This window comes from Rhizobium favelukesii, from assembly GCF_000577275.2.
GTDB lineage: Bacteria > Pseudomonadota > Alphaproteobacteria > Rhizobiales > Rhizobiaceae > Rhizobium > Rhizobium favelukesii.
On record NZ_HG916852.1, the window covers coordinates 3,341,416 to 3,358,535 of the forward strand.

Consider the following 17,120-nt stretch of genomic DNA (forward strand, 5'->3'; position numbering starts at 1 on the left):
TGATCGAGCCCGGCTCGGTTGGTGTGCGAACGGAGTGGACCCTTGTCATAGGAGAGGGATTTATCATGGATTTTCGTATAATTGCTGCCTCGGCGGCCTTTATTGGTCTTGCGGGGGCTGCATCCGCCGCTGACCTTGTGAGCGAGCCACCGGCAGCCCCGGTTGCACAAGCCGCACCGGTTTTCACTTGGAATGGCTTCTATGTCGGCCTGCAAGGTGGCGGCGCCTGGGGCAACGGTGACTTCTCCGGCATCGGCGACGCCAACCTCAACGGCGGCCTCATCAACGGCTTCACCGGATACAACTGGCAACTCGACAACAATATAGTGCTCGGCGTCGAAGGTGACGTTTCCTATAATTGGAACGAGGAAACTGTTGGCGGCAATGAATACAAGTTCGATACGACAGGCTCCGTCCGCGCCCGCGTCGGTTACGCTCTCGATCACGCGCTGTTCTATGGAGCCGCCGGCTGGACGGGTGCAAGAGGCCATGTAAACACACCCGTCGGCGATGACGACGCCACGTTCTCGGGCTGGACCGTTGGAGCCGGCTTGGACTACGCCTTCACCGACAACATCTTCGGGCGAGTCGAATATCGCTACAACGATTACGGCAGCAAGGACCTGCTCGGTGTAGACACCGACTTCAATCAGAACGTTGTCACCCTCGGCGTCGGCTTCAAGTTCTGAGATCCCCTGCCGACGAACGGGCAGGAAATGACAAAGCCCGGACAAATACCCGGGCTTCGTTCATTTGATCTGACGGTGGCCGCCGTGAAAGGTGATCCGTTCGCTTTCTAGTGGTTTCCGCCGTGGCCGCCACCCTGGTTGCCGCCGCCCTGGCTGCCACCACCTTCGTTGCCGCCACCCTGATTGCCGCCGCCTTCGTTGCCGCCGCCACCTTCGTTGCCACCACCCTGGTTGCCGCCGCCCTGGCTGCCGCCACCTTCGTTGCCGCCACCCTGATTGCCGCCACCCTGGTTGCCGCCGCCTTGGTTGCCGCCATCCTGGTTGCCGCCGCCTCGGTTCTCGCCACCTTGGCTGCCCCCGCCGTGGTTACGACCGCCACGCGGACCGTCACCCTTGGAGGCGTGCTGGTCTTTTTGGCCATCGCCCCGGGGGCCGTCGCCCTTGGAGCCGTGATGATCCCTGGGACCGTCACCGCGAGGGTCATCACCCTTCGGACCGTGGTGATCTCTCGGGCCATCTCCGCGAGGGCCGTCGCCCTTGGGACCGTGATGATCCTTCGGACCATCGCCGCGAGGGCCGTGATCTCTCGGACCGTGATGGTCTTTCGGGCCATCGCCGCCAGGGCCATGATCTTTGGGGCCGTGGTCGTCTTTCGGACCATGGTGATGGTGGTCGCCGCCATGATGACCACCGCCGCCACCGCCACTGCTGCTGCCATCGCCGCCGTCACCATCCCCATTGCCACCGCCGCCATTGCCATCGCCGGTGCCACCAGAACCTTCTCCCGTGTTGCCGCTGCCGCCGCGTCCATTGCTATCACCGCGGCCAGCGCTATCACCGCGGCGAGCGTCGGAGCCGCCGGCATTCCCTCCTCCGGAAGAATTGCCTGCGGTCTGCCTGCCTCCCAGCAATCGGCCACCGTGATGATCAGGATCGGCAAAAGGATTAAGATTGATCGATGCTACCGGCCCGCACAATCTCTCCTCAATCGTGCCTGGCCGCACCGCCTGACAATTGAGCCGCTGGCTCTGTGCACTTGCGAGGCTGGTTCCGGCAAGAAGAAAAGCGATGCCAGCAGGAATTGCCAGTAAATTTGTACGCATAATTACTCACTCCCAAAGTTAACAGAGCGTTAACGAGGAGGTTTATACAGTATTAATAAAGTAAAAAGAAGAATAACTATCGTAAACAAACCCTAGAACGTTAGTACATGGTTAACCTTTAAAATATTAAATTCTAATTAAAGATGGCAGCTTAAAGTGTATAATTGGCAGGTCAGCACTCAGCCGAAGGGATGTTTTCGATGCGAGCCATTGTAGCTTTCGCGGCGTTCACTCTTGTTTTCGTAGCGTTTGCGGGTGAGAGCTACGCAGGGTCCGCCCTTCGCCCATCACGCTCGATCGGAGCCCCGATAGGCTTTCCCTCCGCATGCACGCGCTACGCTTGGCTCTGCCACCGCACCGGCGGTCGCGAGATGAGTGACCAAGAGGCGATGCCCCTGCTCCAGAAGGTGAATAGGCAGGTCAACGCCGGCGTTGCAGCAGCAACGGACGCACAGACATCAGGAAAATCGGAATACTGGTCGCTGCCCATTAACAACAAAGGCGACTGCGAAGACTATGCGCTGCTGAAGCTGAAGACGCTGCTCGGCGCAGGCTTTGCATCAAACAAACTGGCGCTGTCGGTCGTCATCGATCGAGGCGGCAACAACCATGTCGTCCTGCTGGCGCGATTGAAGTCAGGCGACTATGTGCTCGACAATCTTGTCGGTAAAGTAAAACCCTGGGAAAGCACAGGATATACTTTCTTGGCAAGCCAGAACTTCAGCAACAAGAGTGACTGGCAAGTAACGCTGGCAGGCCCGAGAGCCGCCCAATTCTCCGGAACGTGAGGAAACGGGATACCGCAAGTCTCCAATTGCCCGATCCAGCACCTTCATGCGACCGAGCAAGGGTTAGTGGACCGACGGGTCCTCTTCTTCCAAAAATGTTCTGATCCCTTCTTGCGCGACCGTCGCCAGAAACTCGTCAAACGCCTCGCGATCGGTCGCAAAGGGCGCCTCCCATTCGATGAGGTCCTCGTGCTGGGTCACCACTTCCATCTTCCAGTCGCCATTCGTGCCCGCAGGGCGGAAGATGTCGACGAGCACCGTTACGCCGTCATCGGTGAACTCACCAGCAAGGTCGGAATGCTCCAGTTTCGGCTCCTTCGCCATTCTCAAATCCGATCCGTGATTTCGTCGAGCAGTCTAAGTTGCAATGATGACACGCCTGCAGACCCACCATCGTGCATAGCGTACGAAAAGGAGAAAGGCCCGAGGCCAAAGTTTATTGAAAATTCCACAGAAGAAAATGCGTGATTTGGCTGGTAGTGGAGGCGCCTTTCAACGCATCTCGGGATCATCGTTGGCCGTGTCGATGCTGCGTGAACTGAATGCATCGCATCCAGGATCGGAAAGCGAAAGGATAATAACATCAATATGTTTAGAGACGGGTTGGATGCCTAACGCTGCCGCGCAATCATCCTGTTTTCTGAATAGTGCCCAGCCGATTTGGCAACCTTGCGCGAAGAGCTGTTGTGGCCCGCCGCGTTTGACGGTGGGCTTTCTGCGGAGGAGCGGAAGACTACTTCCGCCCCGCTTGGGCGAGATTTTCCGCCCGCTCCACCTGCGGTCTTGCCGTCGGGCATGGCCAAAATTTGGTTCCCCCTAAGTGCCCTCCACTGCTCGTATTTGCAACTTGGCGCTCTGATTTACGCTGGATCTCAGCCGCATCGGTTTTGCTCATTCTAGATTCCTCTTCGTTGCAAGAGTGATCACTGCCCGACGTAGCCCTGCAGATGAAACCAGATTTTGAGAGAAAAGGTCTGCTTGACGCCAACGGGCGCGAAACGAAGCTCGACTAGCAAACTCGATCAGGCAGGCCGCCATTGTGTTTAAACCACGCTCTAGACCGGAGGATCAGCCAACAAAAAAGGCCGGGGCGAAATCGCACCGACCTTCCTCACATCGCTACTCACACCAGTGCCAGTACATCCGTGGTCAAAAGCAGAAAAGCAATTGCGGCGATTGCGAGCGACAGATACCTTCCAGCGCTCATCAGCAATGCCGATAGCAGGGATATAGGCACTCCCCGTATGAAACGCAACCTCAATTTTTGGTTTTGTTACCGAAACCTTATAAAAACGAAAATTGTAGGAATCACGTTGCATGCGGAGCCGCGCTCAGGCATGGTGGCTCCGTCAGCAGCCAATGTTACGGGCGCTGCTGCATCAGGGCTACCGGCCCTTGCCCCAAATGGAAGGAGGACCGAAATGTCTTCCGAACTTAGCTTTGTCTTGAAGTCAAAAGACCTCACGATGCTGCAAGGCGTCTTGGATGCGGCTGGATACTGTTCGGCCAGTAGCGTTGCTCATCCCGAACGATACAACGTCGCGGCGAAACTGCTTATCGAACGTTTCCGGCACGGGATGACCTCCGCCGACGACCTATCCAGGGAACTGGAAAGGCATTTTGGCACTGTGGTTTCGGCAATATCTCCGCCAAGCTTCGAGCGAACGCGCGCTGCCATTCAGGGACGCCCTCTCCAGTAGAAGCTTCCAGGAACTGCAGGGCGGGCTCCCAAAGGCGTCCGCCGGTCATTGCCTTCTGCTCTTGGGCTGTGCAGAACATCGAACCTGACGGCCTTTCTCTTCGCCCCACGGTCCTTTCAGATTCTCCCTCAATTCAATCGACGACGGTCCAGCTACTCGCGATCTGGAATTGCAGCCGCTGCGCGGAAAGCGTTGCAAAATGCAAGGGGAATAGTGGTAGCGGAGGACCGTAGCGGCCTCTATCACCGACTGCATTCCTCGGGCGGCGGCAGTCGTGCCACCAGGCCATTTAGAGCGCCGTGCGTTCGAATGGGCGCACAAGGGACGCTCTAACTCTTTGAGCCTACGCATCGTGCTTTCCGAAAATCGATTCCGATTTTCGGGTCGATGCTGTAGGCTGATTGGCGCAATCGGTCTGATATTGTCCTGCATGGTACTCCCTCATTTTTAATGAAGGAGACACTGAGCGTTTCCGCCGCCAAGCTGATAATCGACTCTGCAGCGACCGTTTCCCGCGTCTTAACTCCACAGCTATGCGCTCTGTTTCGGCACATCCTATGGAAAGCCAGGTCGACCTTGACGCGGATGACGGCTAGCGCCATCTGATGATCATCTTCGGGGCGGGAGCACCGATCAATCCCTCGACAACATGACCGCATGGTCTGAACTAATCGGCCAGATCGGCCCCCGCCGTCTCCTGCTCCCATTGGCGCCGCCGACCTATATGACGGGCTAGTTCACTTCAGATGCACCCCTAGGAGCTTATTGCAAACCATGACCCCGGATCGATTTAGCGAATGTCTGCTCCATATCCGATGGACCCCGATCAATATCGCGTCGGCGCTGCAGTGCGAGCTCTCTTGGATCGAAGCGCTAGAAGCCGGGAACGAGGAAGTTCCGGCCGAACGTGCTGCGTGGTTGGAGACGCTGCCGAAAGCACACGAAGCGTCACCAGCGCCAGCGACTTACCGTGGCAGGGGTTCAAAGCACTGAGCGAGGCTTTTGTAGATCGCGACCAATGCCTCGACCGCAGGCTGCCGGCCTTAGCTGCGCTCGGAATGTTGGTGACGCTGAGCTTCGGAAGACGATTTTGAGCCTTGCCGGGCAGTTTCTCATCTGGAACGTGCTTGTAATGCTTATTGGCGACACCCCCGTGTAGGAGCGGCGGCAGATGCCGGTGACGCCATCGACCTGCCCCTGAGATAGAGACGTGCCGACAATACCGGATGCGTGACGGCGCACCGCGGCGAAGAAAATCTTGCGGTCCATAGGATGATCAAGATTTGTCTGAAGGGGAGTGTTGCAGTTCCGCACTCGACTCGCCGCTGAAGCGATGCTTCAAGTAGCGAAGCCTAAAGTTGGGAGTTGGCGATGTACTACGAGTGGGACGAAGCGAAAGCGAGACGGCAGTATCTGGTCAAGTTCGCCTCGGTTTGGCTAGCAGCGATTGCGCTGGCATTTCTTCCTGTGTGGTGGCTGGTACAGGAAACCACTTTTTAGCCCGTCACGGGGCGGACCAGCGATATTGCCATCAGTATTACAGCCAGAAACTTATTTTGAGACGACATCGCTCGTAGGTCCGGTAGGCTCAATATCCATGTGGGGAGGAGCTAGGATGACCTCGGAGGCTTATAAACATCACGCCGACTGGCAAAGTATCGCCATGGTGCTAACAATGCCATTGGCGATTGCCATTGTTTCAATTGGATGCCAATTCTTTCTTTAAATTGCGCGGCTACACCGGCCATGAAATAACCCGCAACTCGGCCAAAAAGGCCGTACACGGTTGGTTGCGAGGCCGCTGACCCAGGCGTCGACCTGACCAAGAGGCCGGCAGCAACGAGCTGAGCTGCAGCTTGAACTGCCTAACTGAAACACTGGTGACACGAGGCGGCGGCGGATTCGCCAGTCCCAACGGCCTTTACAATCTGTCGAAGCTGTCCGTCTGGTTGGCTGCGGCTCGGCATTGGGCTCGAGCGCACCAGGCCGGGCTACGCGCAGGAGAACGGCCGCCATGGCCGGCCAACGGCTCGGCATCAAGGAAGTCGACGACGGCATTTGGCTCGTCAGCTTCATGCACTATGATCTGGGATATATCGACCTGGAGCAGAGGACGTTGCAAACCATCGGCAACCCGTTCGGCACGAGACTTTTACCCATGTCTTAGGGACGATCTGTTACCTATGTGTCCGAGCTAGACAATAATAAAGATGGTAGCGGAGGACCGTTTTCACCCATCCCTCCAGTTCTGTATAGGGCGGTTTACAGCATGAATGGTCCGCTTTCGGCCTTTTTCGTTGTTAATGTGCGACTTGGGACGCTACCGACATCAATTCCTCGGAATTCGGTGCCTTGAATGTATGGAGCCCAGCCTCCAGAACTTCAGTGAAGCTCCAGCGTACGATGCCCTCCCGGTCGATTAGGAACTGACCGACAAGCTGCCCCTCGTCGGCAGTCATCATCTGCTGATCGGCTTCCGTAATCTGATATCCTTCCTTCTTGTTGAGAAATTCGTCCATTGCCATCACGCCCATAGGCTCGGGCAACTCGCCCGGAAGATCGATCCGTATCGCCATGACCGTGTCGATCCCGACCTCGCGTAAGCCGAAGACTTGGTGCGAAGCCCGTGCCGGGTCGGAAGCAGCAAGAAGACCGGGTATCGGATGGTAACGGAAATAGAGCCGCGCGCGTTCAACCGGGGTGTTTACCACCGCCAGGGATTGGACGCCTTTCTCACGCAGCATCGGGTTGAGATGTGCCATGGCCGCGACATGGCGCCGGCAGAACGGACAATGCAGGCCTCGAAACAAACCGATCAACACTGGGCTGCGGCCACGAAAATCATCAAGTGCGATCTTCCCCTCGCGCGAGATCGCATCAAACACAACGTTCGGGGCCCGGTCGCCCGGTTGTAGCGGATGGTCGACATAGCGCGTGGACATGGACAACCTCCTCACTCAGGGATCAGTCGAGAAAAGGCGCCACGGCAAGTGCTTCGAGGTCGAGATTGAGCGTTGCAAGGCCTGACCTCTCGTCTTACCGCACAGCCAGGATCCGATCTGAGAATGGCCTCAAATTGGCCCGCGGGCAAGCTGTAAACAGCCAATCGTGATCCATGCCATGGGACGACACGGCGGCGAGGCCGAATGGACGGGCCGACTAGCTGTCTCGTTGATCGCTAGTCCGTGATGAGTTGAAAATCTTCTGTGCACTCAACCGAAAGATTGACAAATCATTAAAAAACTTTCAACAGAACTGTGGACTTCCACACAACTGTTAAGGGCACTAAGTTACGAATGCGGCCGAGCTGAAAAAGCTTCTAGCCAAAAATGGCTGCAAATTCGAGAACCAACGCGGTGGCAGTGGCCACCAGACTGTTCGCCGGGGAACCGAAAGACCGTTATGCCCGTTCATGGAAGTAGCAAGGAATTGGGCAAGGGCTTGGTGGCGAAAATTCTGAAAGACCTAGGGATCAAATAATGTCCAGATTTTACGAACTCAACTTCACAATGGACGAAGCGGAAGACGGAACCCACTCGTGGCTCGTCACCGCGCCTGCATTCCCAGAAGTAACAACCTTTGGCGACACGCAGCCAGAGGCAGCACTTGAAGGTCTAAAAGCGATTGAGGAGGCTATGGCTGCGCGCATTTCTGACGGGGAAGATATTCCACTGCCGTTGGATGAAACCTCTGGCGTCGGACGCTATGTGGAGGTTTCCGCCCTGACCTTCCTGAAATGCGGGCTCTATATGATCTGCAAGTCTACGGACGTGTCGCGCGCTGAACTCACGCGGAGACTCGGTTGGCACCGAGAGCAGGTTGATAGATTGTTCCGCATTGATCACAAATCGCAGCTTGACCAAATCGAGCAGGCGCACAAGGCACTGGGAGTACCTCTCGATGTCGGGTTTCAACTTCCCGCGGCTGCCTAAGAGATAAGACCCCGCCTGACGGTGGGGTCTTCCTTTTCAGCCAAGGTCATAGACCGCGGCGTTATCCTGAACCTCTCGCAGCCCCTTATACGACGCATGCCGCAGCTTGCCGTCGCGCGTCCAGGCGCGATACTCGATCTCTGCGATGAGCGTCGGCTGAACCCAAACGAGGTTCTTGCGCCGGCCGGAATATTTGATGGGAGGCGTCTTTCGCTTGATCCGATCGAGCGTCTTTCGAAGATACTCGGCGCTGCTTTCGTTGGAGCCTGTCCCGACGTTGCCGACATAGATCCAGTCGTTCCCTTTGCGGGCCGCTAACAATAGGCTGCCGATCCCTGCTCTCGCCGAAAGCGAATGCTCGTAACCGACGATCATGAAGCTGTCGCTCTGGACGCATTTGACCTTCACCCATTCGCCCAGCCTGCCTGATCGATAAGGGCTATCCTTGTATTTGGCGATGATGCCTTCGAGGCCGTGCTCGCAGGCAGCGGCGAAGATTTCGCGGCCGTCGCCTTCAATGCCTTCGGAGAGGCGGATAGCGCCCTGCTCGTTTTTCAAGAGCGACCGCAGGAAATATCGCTGGGCCGTAAGTTCAAGACTGCGGATGTCGTGACCGTCGAAATACAGGAGATCGAAAGCGGCGCCAGAGTTGAGTTTTCCGCCTCGTCCGCCGAGCGATTGCTGAAGTTGGCCGAAGTCCGGACGGCCCTGCTCGTCGAGCACGACGGCTTCGCCGTCGAGAATGGGACTGCCGACGCCGAGCCGTTTAGCGTCAGCCTCAATCGCGGGGAAGCGATGCGTCCAGTCATGGCCACCGCGCGTGAGAATGCGCACGTTCCCATTGTTGAGATGGACGGCGATCCGATATCCATCCCATTTTGACCTCGTAAATCCAATCAGGGCCGATCGGCGGGCGCGGCTTGAGGAGCGCAAGGCACTCTTCTATCGCGCCGGCATAGGATCGAGTGGGAGGCGGGGTTGCGCGGATCGCGCGGTTTGCGCGCTCGACTGCGAAGCGGCTTTTCGTCTGCAACAAGCGGTTTGGAATGCGGAGACTTTGCCATCCGATAACTACAGCAGGCCAAGCTCAAAATGACAACTAGTTCGATGTGATGGCGAGTAACGGAACAAAGTTTGACGCGAAGGGTTAGCATTTCGCCCGCAACCGCGACTGCGGGGTTTCCTTTATGGCTGTGTTGGATGCGCTGCAAATCCGCGCAGGTGTCGTGAAAGACTCGGCGCAATCCTGTAGGTATCGCTGAACGGCGATTCTTGCAGGAGAGAGGTCGAAGTCACTTGGACTGATGACAGCTTGCCTGAGGGCCAAGGAATTGCGGGCCATACGGTCAGGGTGAAAACCCGAGTGCTTGGCGATATTACTTTTTCATTCAAAGATGTCGAAGAGAAGCTCAAAGCGAGCGCCATCGACCTTCTTTCGAAATCTGCGAAGCTATCCGCGCACATTGAGGTGGAACAAAAGCCGATGCCGCCAGCGCGCTAGTCGCAAATGGTCCTGTATCGCACCACCCGGTGGCCATACCGGTATCTGTAGTATTTCTGTATCCAGCACCGTTGGCCGTAACGATCCGGGTCGCCATCGTAGTCATCGTATGCGTAGCGTTGCGGGTAACGATAGTACCGTGGTGCTGGCCGGTCATCGTAGTAGCGAGGTCCAGCTCCGTACTCAAAGTAGATCTGAGAGAATGCCGGCGACGCTGACAACGCAGTCGCAAACGCCAGCGCTGCGATAGCGAACTTTTTCATGTCTTATTCCCATTCCGATTTGCACACTCGTCTGCAAGGCTGTGTCTCACGCCTCGAATATTGATACCATTGGCGTTGCTTCTGAACATTGGACCTGAGTCCGATCAATCAGCGACTTCGGCTCTGGTGCCTTCAGGACTTTGGTCCAACTTCCCAATCCGGCCGGGACTGAATAACCATGTGCTGTCCAAACCCCATCGGACACCAGAATGCTCCGGGCGCGCCCCTCGCCGGGTCCGTCCATGTCGGTGGCGATGAGGAAGCGCTTTACCTCCAGCAGCAGTTCCCAGTGTGTACCGAACGGCTCGTAGCGCTTCTCGCTCGTTTCCGGTCCCGACGGCGCGCCATTCGGCAGGGATACGACGTGGTGGAGGCCTGCCTCGATCATCGCCATGACGTCGATCTCGCCTTCGCAGATAATCAGATCCTCGCCGGCGCCGATGCTGTCGGCGTTGAAGAAAACCGGCGGGTCCTTCTCTTGGCGGAACAGCTTGTTCGCCGTCCGGTATTTGACGTTCCGCAGCTCGCCGTCCCACTCGTATGGGAACGCGATGCAATCCTCTTCCTTTTCTGTTTGCGGGAACCACTCGCGGGTTTACCGGTCGACGACCCCCCGAGAGATGCCGCGCTTGTCGAACCAGGCGTGAAGGCTGTCCGGACGCTGCGGGGAAGCCTCGCGCTGCGGCTTGCGGTAGACACGACGCTCGCGCACGGGACGATATTCGCTTCCCCCGGCGGCGCCGCTGAATGAGCAATGGTGGCAATTCCAGACCGCGCTGCCATCGGGCTTAACTGTGACAGACAGGCAGGGATCGTTCTTCTTGCGGCGCGATGACGAACATGCGGGGCATGTGGTCTTGTGGTTTCCGACGCTCGTGCTGCGGATGCGGATGTTGTGTGTCCATCATCACATCCTGAGCTTTGGTCGTCGGGGTCTTTGGCTTCGCGTCGAGCTTGTCGCTGTACCAGTTCCGCCAAGTTGCCAGCCAGTCGAGCTTTGCCCCTTTCGGATTTGACAACGACCAGTTTTTCATGCGCTCGGCTTTGCGCGTATCATTGACCAGGTATCGCGGGGAACGATCGACGAAGAAGACGTCGCGGACGTGCTGCCCGGCCTGAAGGCGGAAAGGACCCGTCTAAAAGCGGATCTGGCGGCTGAGGAGCCGGCCAGCAACGTGATCGAGATCAAGCCGAAGGCGGTGACGAAGTTTAGGGAGGATATCGAAAGCCTAGCTGAGATCCTAAAGGACAGGGGAGAGGAGCCGACGATCGAGCTGGCAAAGGCATTCAGGGAAGTGGTGTCCGGCGTGGTGGTCTATCCACGAAAGGCCAGGGAGCAATATCAGTATGAGATCAAGGGCTGGCTATCAGGAATCGCCGGACCGGAATTGTCAGCTGTTTTAATGGTAGCGGAGGAGGGATTTGAACCCCCGACACAAGGATTATGATTCCTCTGCTCTGACCTACTGAGCTACTCCGCCACTGGTCAACGGTGCCATTCGCGATGCGGCGGCCCGTGGGATGAGCGGCTTATAAGGTGCGCTTTGGCTTTGTGTCAAGCGCATGATCGAGAAAATACCACAGGCTTTTTCAAGCTGCGACCGGGCTCGCTAGCAGCGCCTTCAGCGAGGCTTCCGCCGCCGGTTCGCGCTCGGAACGCTCGATGAAACCACCGCCATAAACGCGGGCGTCGTCGCCAGGCGCCGAATAGAGTGCGCAGGCCTGTCCCGGCGCAACGCCAGCTTCCCCGATCGCGAGATCGACGTAGATGCCACTCGCATCGGTATGCAGGACAGCGGGTGTCGGGGCCCGCGTCGAGCGGACCTTGGCAAAGCATGCGAAGCCTTCTCCCGCGGCAGCCTCGGCAAGCGGCTCGTCGCCGAGCCAGTTGACATCCCGCAGATAGACGCGGTGCGTCTCCAGCGCCTCCTTCGGCCCGACGATGACCCGGCGAGACCGGGCATCGAGATAGACGACATAGAGCGGTTCGCCGGCGGCAATGCCGATGCCGCGGCGCTGGCCGATGGTGTAGTGCAGGATGCCTTCATGCTGACCCAGCACGCGGCCGTCGAGGTGGACGATCTCGCCTGCGAGCGCCGCATTCGGCTTCAGCTTGTTGATGATGTCGGAGTATTTGCCCTGCGGGACGAAACAGATGTCCTGGCTGTCAGCCTTTTTGGCGACGACAAGGCCCATCTCTTCGGCAAGCTTGCGCGTTTCGGCCTTGGGTAGACCGCCAAGCGGAAAGCGCAGGTAGTCGATCTGCTCCTGCGTCGTCGCAAACAGGAAGTAGCTTTGGTCGCGATCGGCATCGGCGGGACGATAAAGCGCGCGGCGACCGGGATTGCCAGGTGCCGGATTGGACCGCGAGCGAATGTAGTGGCCGGTTGCCAACGCGTCGGCACCAAGCTCCTTGGCCGTTGCCAGGAGGTCCGCGAACTTGACGGTCTGATTGCAAGAAACGCAGGGGATGGGCGTCTCGCCAGCCACATAGCTTTCCATGAAGGGATTGATCACAGTGTCGCGGAACCGCTTCTCGTAGTCCAACACATAATGGGGAATACCAAGCGTCTCGCAAACACGACGGGCATCGTCGATATCCTGGCCGGCACAGCAGGAGCCGGCGCGGTGAACGGCCGCGCCATGATCATAGAGCTGCAGCGTGATGCCGAGCACGTCATAGCCCTGGTGTTTGAGAATGCCTGCGACCACCGAGCTGTCAACGCCGCCCGACATGGCGACGACAACGCGGGTATCTTCCGGCTTCTTGTCAAAATCCAGTGTGTTCACGGGTGGCTGCCAATTCTAAGCTTGTTGCGATCCGCCCCTCAGAGCCAGCGGATTTCGTGTGTCCGCGCGGGATCGGCCGCCGGACTTTCGTTGCCGAGGATATAGAAAGGATTGGGTTCCTGCGCAAGAGGCGGGGGATTTGCGGGCGTCTCGGAGCAGATTTCAACCCTTACGCAATCGCTTCAGAGTATCCCGAACAGCCTCCAAGCCATCCCAGCCACCGCACATCCGAACAGTGTGGGAATAACCGACATCCTGAACCGGAAGATCGCAACAGCGGCGGCAATGCTGAGAACGAGCGATGGCAGTGCCAGCGACGACCACACGGGCAGCTCGATCCATATAGGACCGAACCGGTGGATGCGCGCCTCGGTGAACAGGAAATGCAGACCGAACCAGATCGCGAGGTTCAGAATAACGCCGACCACGGCAGCGGTGATGGCCGACATCGCGCTCGCTAGCGCCGCATTGCCCCTAAGCTTTTCAATGAAAGGCGCACCGAGAAAAATCCAGAGGAAGCACGGCACGAACGTCACCCAGGTCGTAAGCATCGCAGCCAGCGTCGCGGCCGTGATCGGATCGAGGGTTCCTGGGTCGCGATAAGCGCCCATGAACCCCACGAATTGGAGAACCATGATCAGCGGGCCTGGCGTCGTCTCGGCCATGCCGAGCCCGTCGAGCATCTCCGTCGGCCGCAGCCAGCCATAGTGCTGCACCGCCTCCTGCGCGACATAGGCGAGCACGGCGTATGCGCCACCGAAGGTCACCACGGCCATCTTGCTGAAAAAGACGCCAATCTGCGTGAACACATCATCTCCGCCGCGGAAGACATAGAGCAGCAGAAGCGGCCCGAGCCAAAGGGCAAGCATGACAGCCGAAATCTTCAGCGACCACACTAGGTTCGGCCGCGCATGGACCGGCGTTTCCTCGCCAAGCGCGGAGTCTGCATCGGCAAGAACACGACCGGTCGTGGCCTTGTGGCCATTGCCTGTCTGGAAGAGCCTCGAGCCGGACTTTGCCCCCGCTAGACCTATGATCGCCGCGACCAGAATGATCAGCGGGAACGGGACATGAAGAACAAAGATCCCCAGGAAGGCCGCGGCCGCGATGGCCACCATGGCCGGGTTCCGGAGCGCCCTACCCCCGATCCGAATGACGGCTTGCACAACGACCGCAAGCACGGCGGCCTTGAGGCCGAAGAACATGCCTTCGACGGCGTCGACGTTTCCAAACACCACGTAGACGTAGCTGAGGGCAAGGATGGACAGGAAGCCGGGCAAAACGAAAAGGATGCCGGCCACAAGCCCTCCGGCCGTCCTGTGCATAAGCCAGCCGATGTAGATGGCGAGTTGTTGCGCCTCGGGCCCAGGCAACAGCATGCAATAGTTGAGAGCGTGCAGAAAACGCTGTTCGCCGATCCACTTCTTTTCGTCGACGACGATCCTGTGCATGACGGCGATCTGCCCGGCCGGGCCGCCGAAACTGAGAGCCGCCACGCGCAACCAGACGCGAAACGCCTCGCCGAAGGAGATGCCGTGGCTCGCCCCGCCCGCCATATCCTCGGCGGGCGTATCTGTGACAAGGTTGGCCATCTCAGCTTCCCTTCTTCGCGGAGGGCCAATTGTGGGTTTCCTCGGTCGCGTCCCGGCACCATCGGTAGAAAACATCATACAGGGTCATGCCTGCCTCCAATTGCTCGAGGTCGTCGGCAAACATCCGCGAGAGCCCGAGCGAGGCGGCCAGCAATCCCGCCGCTTCGGGCGCGAGATCAAGCCTTGCGGTATCTGCAGCCCTGACGATTGTAGCAAGCCTAAGGAGCGGCCCGGATTGAAGCGCGAATTCCTCCACCATGATATCGAACGAGCATCGATCGCCGCGATGGCTCCAGAAGACATCCTCGATGTCGAAGGGTGTTGCCCCGAAACGGTCGGCGACCATAAGCACGTCCGCGGCAGGAACGAACAGAAAGACCGCCGACGGATCCACGAAGCGGCGGATCAACCAGGGGCACGCTATACGGTCGATCTTCGGGCGGGCACGAGTGACCCAAACCGTCCGCCCCTTGGCGTCGCGAGGCGGCAGCTTATCCTCGGGCACGGCGAGGCCGCCTGCCTTGATCCATGCCTCGAACCCGCCCTCGAGCGTTTCGGCCTGTACGCCCATGACACGAAGATGCGCGGCAACGCCGTGGCTGAGCTTGGCGCCATGGTGGCAGACGATGACCGCCGGGCTGTGGATTTCAGCACCCCATTGGTCCACATCCCTGAATGGTTTGCGGATAGATCCGGGGATGAGACGAGCGTCGGCGGAAAAGTCCTCGTCATTGCGCACATCGATCAAAACCGGTGCACCCGGCGTGCCGATGAGGCGGTTCAGTTTATCGGTTGAGATTTCGGTGAATGACGGCATCGCGCGTCCTCCGTTTTAGCGGCTTCGTTGGACGCGACTCTTCGGCTGGCGCCTCGTGGGGTGATCGCGACCCCATGAACCATATGATCCACGGTGGATCGGGTATGTCAACACCTTCCACCGCCTGCGCTGCCGGACAATTGAGATGTAACGACTGAACCACAGGGCGATGCCGCAGCAGCCAAGCTGAAGGGTCTTCAGGTCGCCGTCAGATTTCAGAAGCACAAGACCCATGGCGGGTTGGTTTGTGAAAGGTAGTTCGAATGGTCTACGTCGCCGGCTCAAGACCCGTGGCCCTGCGGGCGATCCCGAAAGGCGTCTGGGCTCTTGGCTTCGTCTCCCTGTTCATGGACATCTCCTCCGAGATGATCCACGCGCTGCTTCCGGTCTACATGGTTGCCGTCCTCGGCACTTCGGCATTTGCGGTTGGCCTGATCGAAGGCATTGCCGAGGCGACCGCCGCCATCACCAAGGTGTTTTCCGGAGCACTGAGCGATTGGCTTGGCAAGCGAAAGCTGCTTGTGGCCCTGGGCTACGGCATCGCTGCGTTGACCAAGCCCGTCTTTCCCTTGGCGCCATCGCTTGGCTGGCTGGTGGCAGCACGTTTCATAGACCGCGTCGGCAAGGGCATCAGGGGCGCGCCACGCGACGCCCTGATCGCCGATATCAGTCCGAAGGAAATCCGTGGCGCAAGTTTCGGTCTGCGCCAATCGCTCGACACGGTCGGCGCATTCCTTGGGCCGGCGCTGGCTCTTGTTTTGATGTGGTGGACCGCCGACCACTATTCGACAGTCTTCTGGATCGCGGTCATCCCGGCGTTCTGCTCCGTCGCGATTATCCTCTTTGTCGTCAAGGAACCGCAGCGGAACGAGCAGCGCCGCATTCGGGTGCCGTTCCGCCGCTCGGAGCTCGTCCGGCTGCCTGCGATCTACTGGCTGGTCGTTGCCGTTTCGGCAGTATTCACCCTTGCGCGGTTCAGCGAGGCCTTCCTCATTCTCGACGCTCAACAGATGCGGCTTCCCGTCATGTTCGTGCCGGTCGTGCTGATCGTCATGAACATTGCCTATGGGTTGTCGGCCTATCCGGCAGGCGTCATGGCGGACCGCGTTGACCGGATAACTCTGCTGATTGTCGGCCTGGTGCTTCTCGTTCTCGCCGACGTCGGCCTGGCGCTTCTTCCCGGATTGGCAGGCCTCGGGATTGGGGTACTGCTGTGGGGTCTCCACATGGGATTTACGCAAGGGTTGTTGGCCGCCCTTGTTGCGGATGCCGCACCCGCCGAACTGCGCGGAACCGCCTTCGGCATATTCAACCTGATTGCGGGTATCGCGCTTCTCGCAGCGAGCGTGCTTGCCGGTGCCCTTTGGGATTGGGGCGGACACCAGATGACCTTCCTCGCCGGCGCGGCCTTCGCTTTGCTCGCCGGCCTTTCGCTTCTGCCGCTGAAAAAGCGCCTAAGGAGTGCGTCGTGAAGCCAGACCTGGCGATCCGGCGCATTGGAGAAATGGCGAACTCACAATGAAAATCCACGTGCCCGATAGCGAGCACGCGGACGCCCTCATCGACTGCCGGCTATCCGGCCGGCGATCTTGAAGGAAAGCTTGCCCACGAAAATCGTCCATTCGTGCAGGCATTCAGCTGTCCGCCCGAGCTTCAGGAAACTGAACAGTCCCGTCATGCAGAAGGCCATCAGCAGGGTCTTGGTATCGGTCATTGTCGTTCTCCACGCGGAGGCGGACTGCGCCAGAAGCATTTTCCAAAGACACAGGCACCACCTCTCAACAAGGTTAGGTGCCGTGGGTTCGCCTTTGGCGACTAATTCTCGCTGGTGCGAGGGCCGGAATAACCAACCGGCCGATCACTTTTCGGCCAGCTCTAGTTATTGCGGCATGTCGGTTCTGTCATTCGACCGGGCCAAAGGAACAGCGAGCCGTCGCCTGACGCG

The 17,120-nt window shown here is 58.6% G+C and carries 16 protein-coding genes, 1 tRNA gene and 2 pseudogenes; 9 read left to right on the plus strand and 10 right to left on the minus strand.

All coding sequences use genetic code 11. From position 1 onward, the window contains the following. The first annotated feature begins 65 nt into the window (after positions 1 to 65). The 3 genes from LPU83_RS55130 to LPU83_RS55140 all read left to right on the plus strand — a co-directional run bounded on the left by LPU83_RS55130 (position 66) and on the right by LPU83_RS55140 (position 2,580). On the plus strand, positions 66 to 689 hold the full coding sequence (locus LPU83_RS55130) for an outer membrane protein (RefSeq protein WP_024315453.1): 624 nt from the start codon (positions 66 to 68) through the stop codon (positions 687 to 689). Positions 690 to 811: 122 nt separating this feature from the next. After that, positions 812 to 1,780 (plus strand): hypothetical protein, encoded by a 969-nt coding sequence (locus LPU83_RS72810; protein ID WP_162392082.1) that lies wholly within the window; start codon positions 812 to 814, stop codon positions 1,778 to 1,780. 212 nt (positions 1,781 to 1,992) lie between these two features. Then, positions 1,993 to 2,580, plus strand: a complete 588-nt coding sequence (locus LPU83_RS55140) for a transglutaminase-like cysteine peptidase (protein WP_024315451.1) — start codon at positions 1,993 to 1,995, stop codon at positions 2,578 to 2,580. Between the two features lie 63 nt (positions 2,581 to 2,643). Here the strand turns inward: LPU83_RS55140 and LPU83_RS55145 are convergent, their stop codons facing one another. Next, a complete protein-coding gene (locus tag LPU83_RS55145) occupies positions 2,644 to 2,904 on the minus strand; it encodes a hypothetical protein (RefSeq protein WP_024315450.1) in 261 nt (86 codons plus the stop codon). A gap of 731 nt (positions 2,905 to 3,635) precedes the next feature. Then, entirely contained in the window at positions 3,636 to 3,899 is a 264-nt protein-coding gene (locus LPU83_RS55150; RefSeq protein WP_157997365.1) for a hypothetical protein, read from the minus strand. 1,155 nt (positions 3,900 to 5,054) lie between these two features. On the opposite strand from LPU83_RS55150, the gene LPU83_RS74230 reads away from it, so the two are divergent. Together LPU83_RS74230 and LPU83_RS74235 are read left to right on the plus strand one after the other, a co-directional pair. Beyond that, positions 5,055 to 5,273 carry a hypothetical protein gene (locus tag LPU83_RS74230; RefSeq protein WP_082321234.1) on the plus strand — a complete coding sequence of 73 codons (219 nt, stop codon included), beginning with the start codon at positions 5,055 to 5,057 and terminating at the stop codon, positions 5,271 to 5,273. 908 nt (positions 5,274 to 6,181) lie between these two features. Further along, positions 6,182 to 6,447, plus strand: a pseudogene (locus LPU83_RS74235) (hypothetical protein); the annotation flags it as partial. A gap of 133 nt (positions 6,448 to 6,580) precedes the next feature. Here LPU83_RS74235 and LPU83_RS55160 read toward each other — a convergent pair. Further along, the gene (locus LPU83_RS55160) at positions 6,581 to 7,222 is read right to left on the minus strand and encodes a peroxiredoxin-like family protein (RefSeq protein WP_024315447.1); all 642 of its coding nucleotides are present in this window, start codon (positions 7,220 to 7,222) and stop codon (positions 6,581 to 6,583) included. Between the two features lie 537 nt (positions 7,223 to 7,759). Here LPU83_RS55160 and LPU83_RS55170 point away from each other — a divergent pair. Further along, the gene (locus tag LPU83_RS55170) at positions 7,760 to 8,212 is read left to right on the plus strand and encodes a type II toxin-antitoxin system HicB family antitoxin (RefSeq protein WP_024315446.1); all 453 of its coding nucleotides are present in this window, start codon (positions 7,760 to 7,762) and stop codon (positions 8,210 to 8,212) included. 36 nt (positions 8,213 to 8,248) lie between these two features. Here the strand turns inward: LPU83_RS55170 and ligD are convergent. Next, positions 8,249 to 9,276 (minus strand): annotated as a pseudogene (gene ligD / locus LPU83_RS55175) (non-homologous end-joining DNA ligase). 299 nt (positions 9,277 to 9,575) lie between these two features. Between ligD and LPU83_RS55180 the strand changes: the two are divergent. Beyond that, complete coding sequence (locus LPU83_RS55180; protein ID WP_157997366.1) at positions 9,576 to 9,713, plus strand: hypothetical protein; 138 nt, start codon at positions 9,576 to 9,578, stop codon at positions 9,711 to 9,713. Positions 9,714 to 10,022: 309 nt separating this feature from the next. Here LPU83_RS55180 and LPU83_RS75865 read toward each other — a convergent pair whose 3' ends face one another. Further along, positions 10,023 to 10,370, minus strand: coding sequence for a hypothetical protein (locus LPU83_RS75865; protein ID WP_024315444.1), 348 nt, complete (start codon positions 10,368 to 10,370; stop codon positions 10,023 to 10,025). Between LPU83_RS75865 and LPU83_RS55195 the strand changes: the two genes are divergently transcribed. After that, on the plus strand, positions 10,344 to 10,727 hold the full coding sequence (locus LPU83_RS55195) for a hypothetical protein (protein WP_024315443.1): 384 nt from the start codon (positions 10,344 to 10,346) through the stop codon (positions 10,725 to 10,727). The genes LPU83_RS75865 and LPU83_RS55195 overlap by 27 nt on opposite strands. Positions 10,728 to 11,380: 653 nt before the next feature. Here the strand turns inward: LPU83_RS55195 and LPU83_RS55200 are convergent. The 4 genes from LPU83_RS55200 to LPU83_RS55215 all read right to left on the minus strand — a co-directional run bounded on the left by LPU83_RS55200 (position 11,381) and on the right by LPU83_RS55215 (position 15,175). Then, a tRNA-Met gene (locus LPU83_RS55200) sits at positions 11,381 to 11,457 on the minus strand. 109 nt (positions 11,458 to 11,566) lie between these two features. Continuing rightward, positions 11,567 to 12,766: a tRNA 2-thiouridine(34) synthase MnmA gene (gene mnmA, locus LPU83_RS55205; RefSeq protein ID WP_024315441.1), complete on the minus strand. Its 1,200-nt coding sequence runs from the start codon at positions 12,764 to 12,766 to the stop codon at positions 11,567 to 11,569. A 182-nt stretch (positions 12,767 to 12,948) separates the two neighbouring features. Beyond that, positions 12,949 to 14,358, minus strand: coding sequence for a chromate efflux transporter (chrA, locus tag LPU83_RS55210; RefSeq protein ID WP_024315440.1), 1,410 nt, complete (start codon positions 14,356 to 14,358; stop codon positions 12,949 to 12,951). Position 14,359: 1 nt separating this feature from the next. Further along, entirely contained in the window at positions 14,360 to 15,175 is an 816-nt protein-coding gene (locus tag LPU83_RS55215; protein WP_024315439.1) for a chromate resistance protein ChrB domain-containing protein, read from the minus strand. A 263-nt stretch (positions 15,176 to 15,438) separates the two neighbouring features. Between LPU83_RS55215 and LPU83_RS55220 the strand changes: the two genes are divergently transcribed. Further along, positions 15,439 to 16,647, plus strand: coding sequence for an MFS transporter (locus LPU83_RS55220; protein WP_024315438.1), 1,209 nt, complete (start codon positions 15,439 to 15,441; stop codon positions 16,645 to 16,647). Positions 16,648 to 16,733: 86 nt separating this feature from the next. Here the strand turns inward: LPU83_RS55220 and LPU83_RS55225 are convergent, their stop codons facing one another. Continuing rightward, complete coding sequence (locus LPU83_RS55225) at positions 16,734 to 16,889, minus strand: hypothetical protein (protein ID WP_037070035.1); 156 nt, start codon at positions 16,887 to 16,889, stop codon at positions 16,734 to 16,736. Between the last annotated feature and the right edge of the window lie 231 nt (positions 16,890 to 17,120).

Excerpts from the sequence above, each read along its gene's own strand:
- LPU83_RS55170 (WP_024315446.1), top strand. The coding sequence starts at position 7,760 with ATGTCCAGATTTTACGAACTCAACTTCACAATGGACGAAGCGGAAGAC.
- chrA (WP_024315440.1), bottom strand. The coding sequence starts at position 14,358 with ATGGCCAACCTTGTCACAGATACGCCCGCCGAGGATATGGCGGGCGGG.
- LPU83_RS75865 (WP_024315444.1), bottom strand. The coding sequence starts at position 10,370 with ATGGCGATGATCGAGGCAGGCCTCCACCACGTCGTATCCCTGCCGAAT.
- LPU83_RS55160 (WP_024315447.1), bottom strand. The coding sequence starts at position 7,222 with ATGTCCACGCGCTATGTCGACCATCCGCTACAACCGGGCGACCGGGCC.
- LPU83_RS55220 (WP_024315438.1), top strand. The coding sequence starts at position 15,439 with ATGGTCTACGTCGCCGGCTCAAGACCCGTGGCCCTGCGGGCGATCCCG.
- LPU83_RS55130 (WP_024315453.1), top strand. The coding sequence starts at position 66 with ATGGATTTTCGTATAATTGCTGCCTCGGCGGCCTTTATTGGTCTTGCG.
- LPU83_RS55145 (WP_024315450.1), bottom strand. The coding sequence starts at position 2,904 with ATGGCGAAGGAGCCGAAACTGGAGCATTCCGACCTTGCTGGTGAGTTC.
- LPU83_RS55150 (WP_157997365.1), bottom strand. The coding sequence starts at position 3,899 with ATGCAACGTGATTCCTACAATTTTCGTTTTTATAAGGTTTCGGTAACA.
- LPU83_RS74230 (WP_082321234.1), top strand. The coding sequence starts at position 5,055 with ATGACCCCGGATCGATTTAGCGAATGTCTGCTCCATATCCGATGGACC.
- LPU83_RS55140 (WP_024315451.1), top strand. The coding sequence starts at position 1,993 with ATGCGAGCCATTGTAGCTTTCGCGGCGTTCACTCTTGTTTTCGTAGCG.
- LPU83_RS55225 (WP_037070035.1), bottom strand. The coding sequence starts at position 16,889 with ATGACCGATACCAAGACCCTGCTGATGGCCTTCTGCATGACGGGACTG.
- LPU83_RS55215 (WP_024315439.1), bottom strand. The coding sequence starts at position 15,175 with ATGCCGTCATTCACCGAAATCTCAACCGATAAACTGAACCGCCTCATC.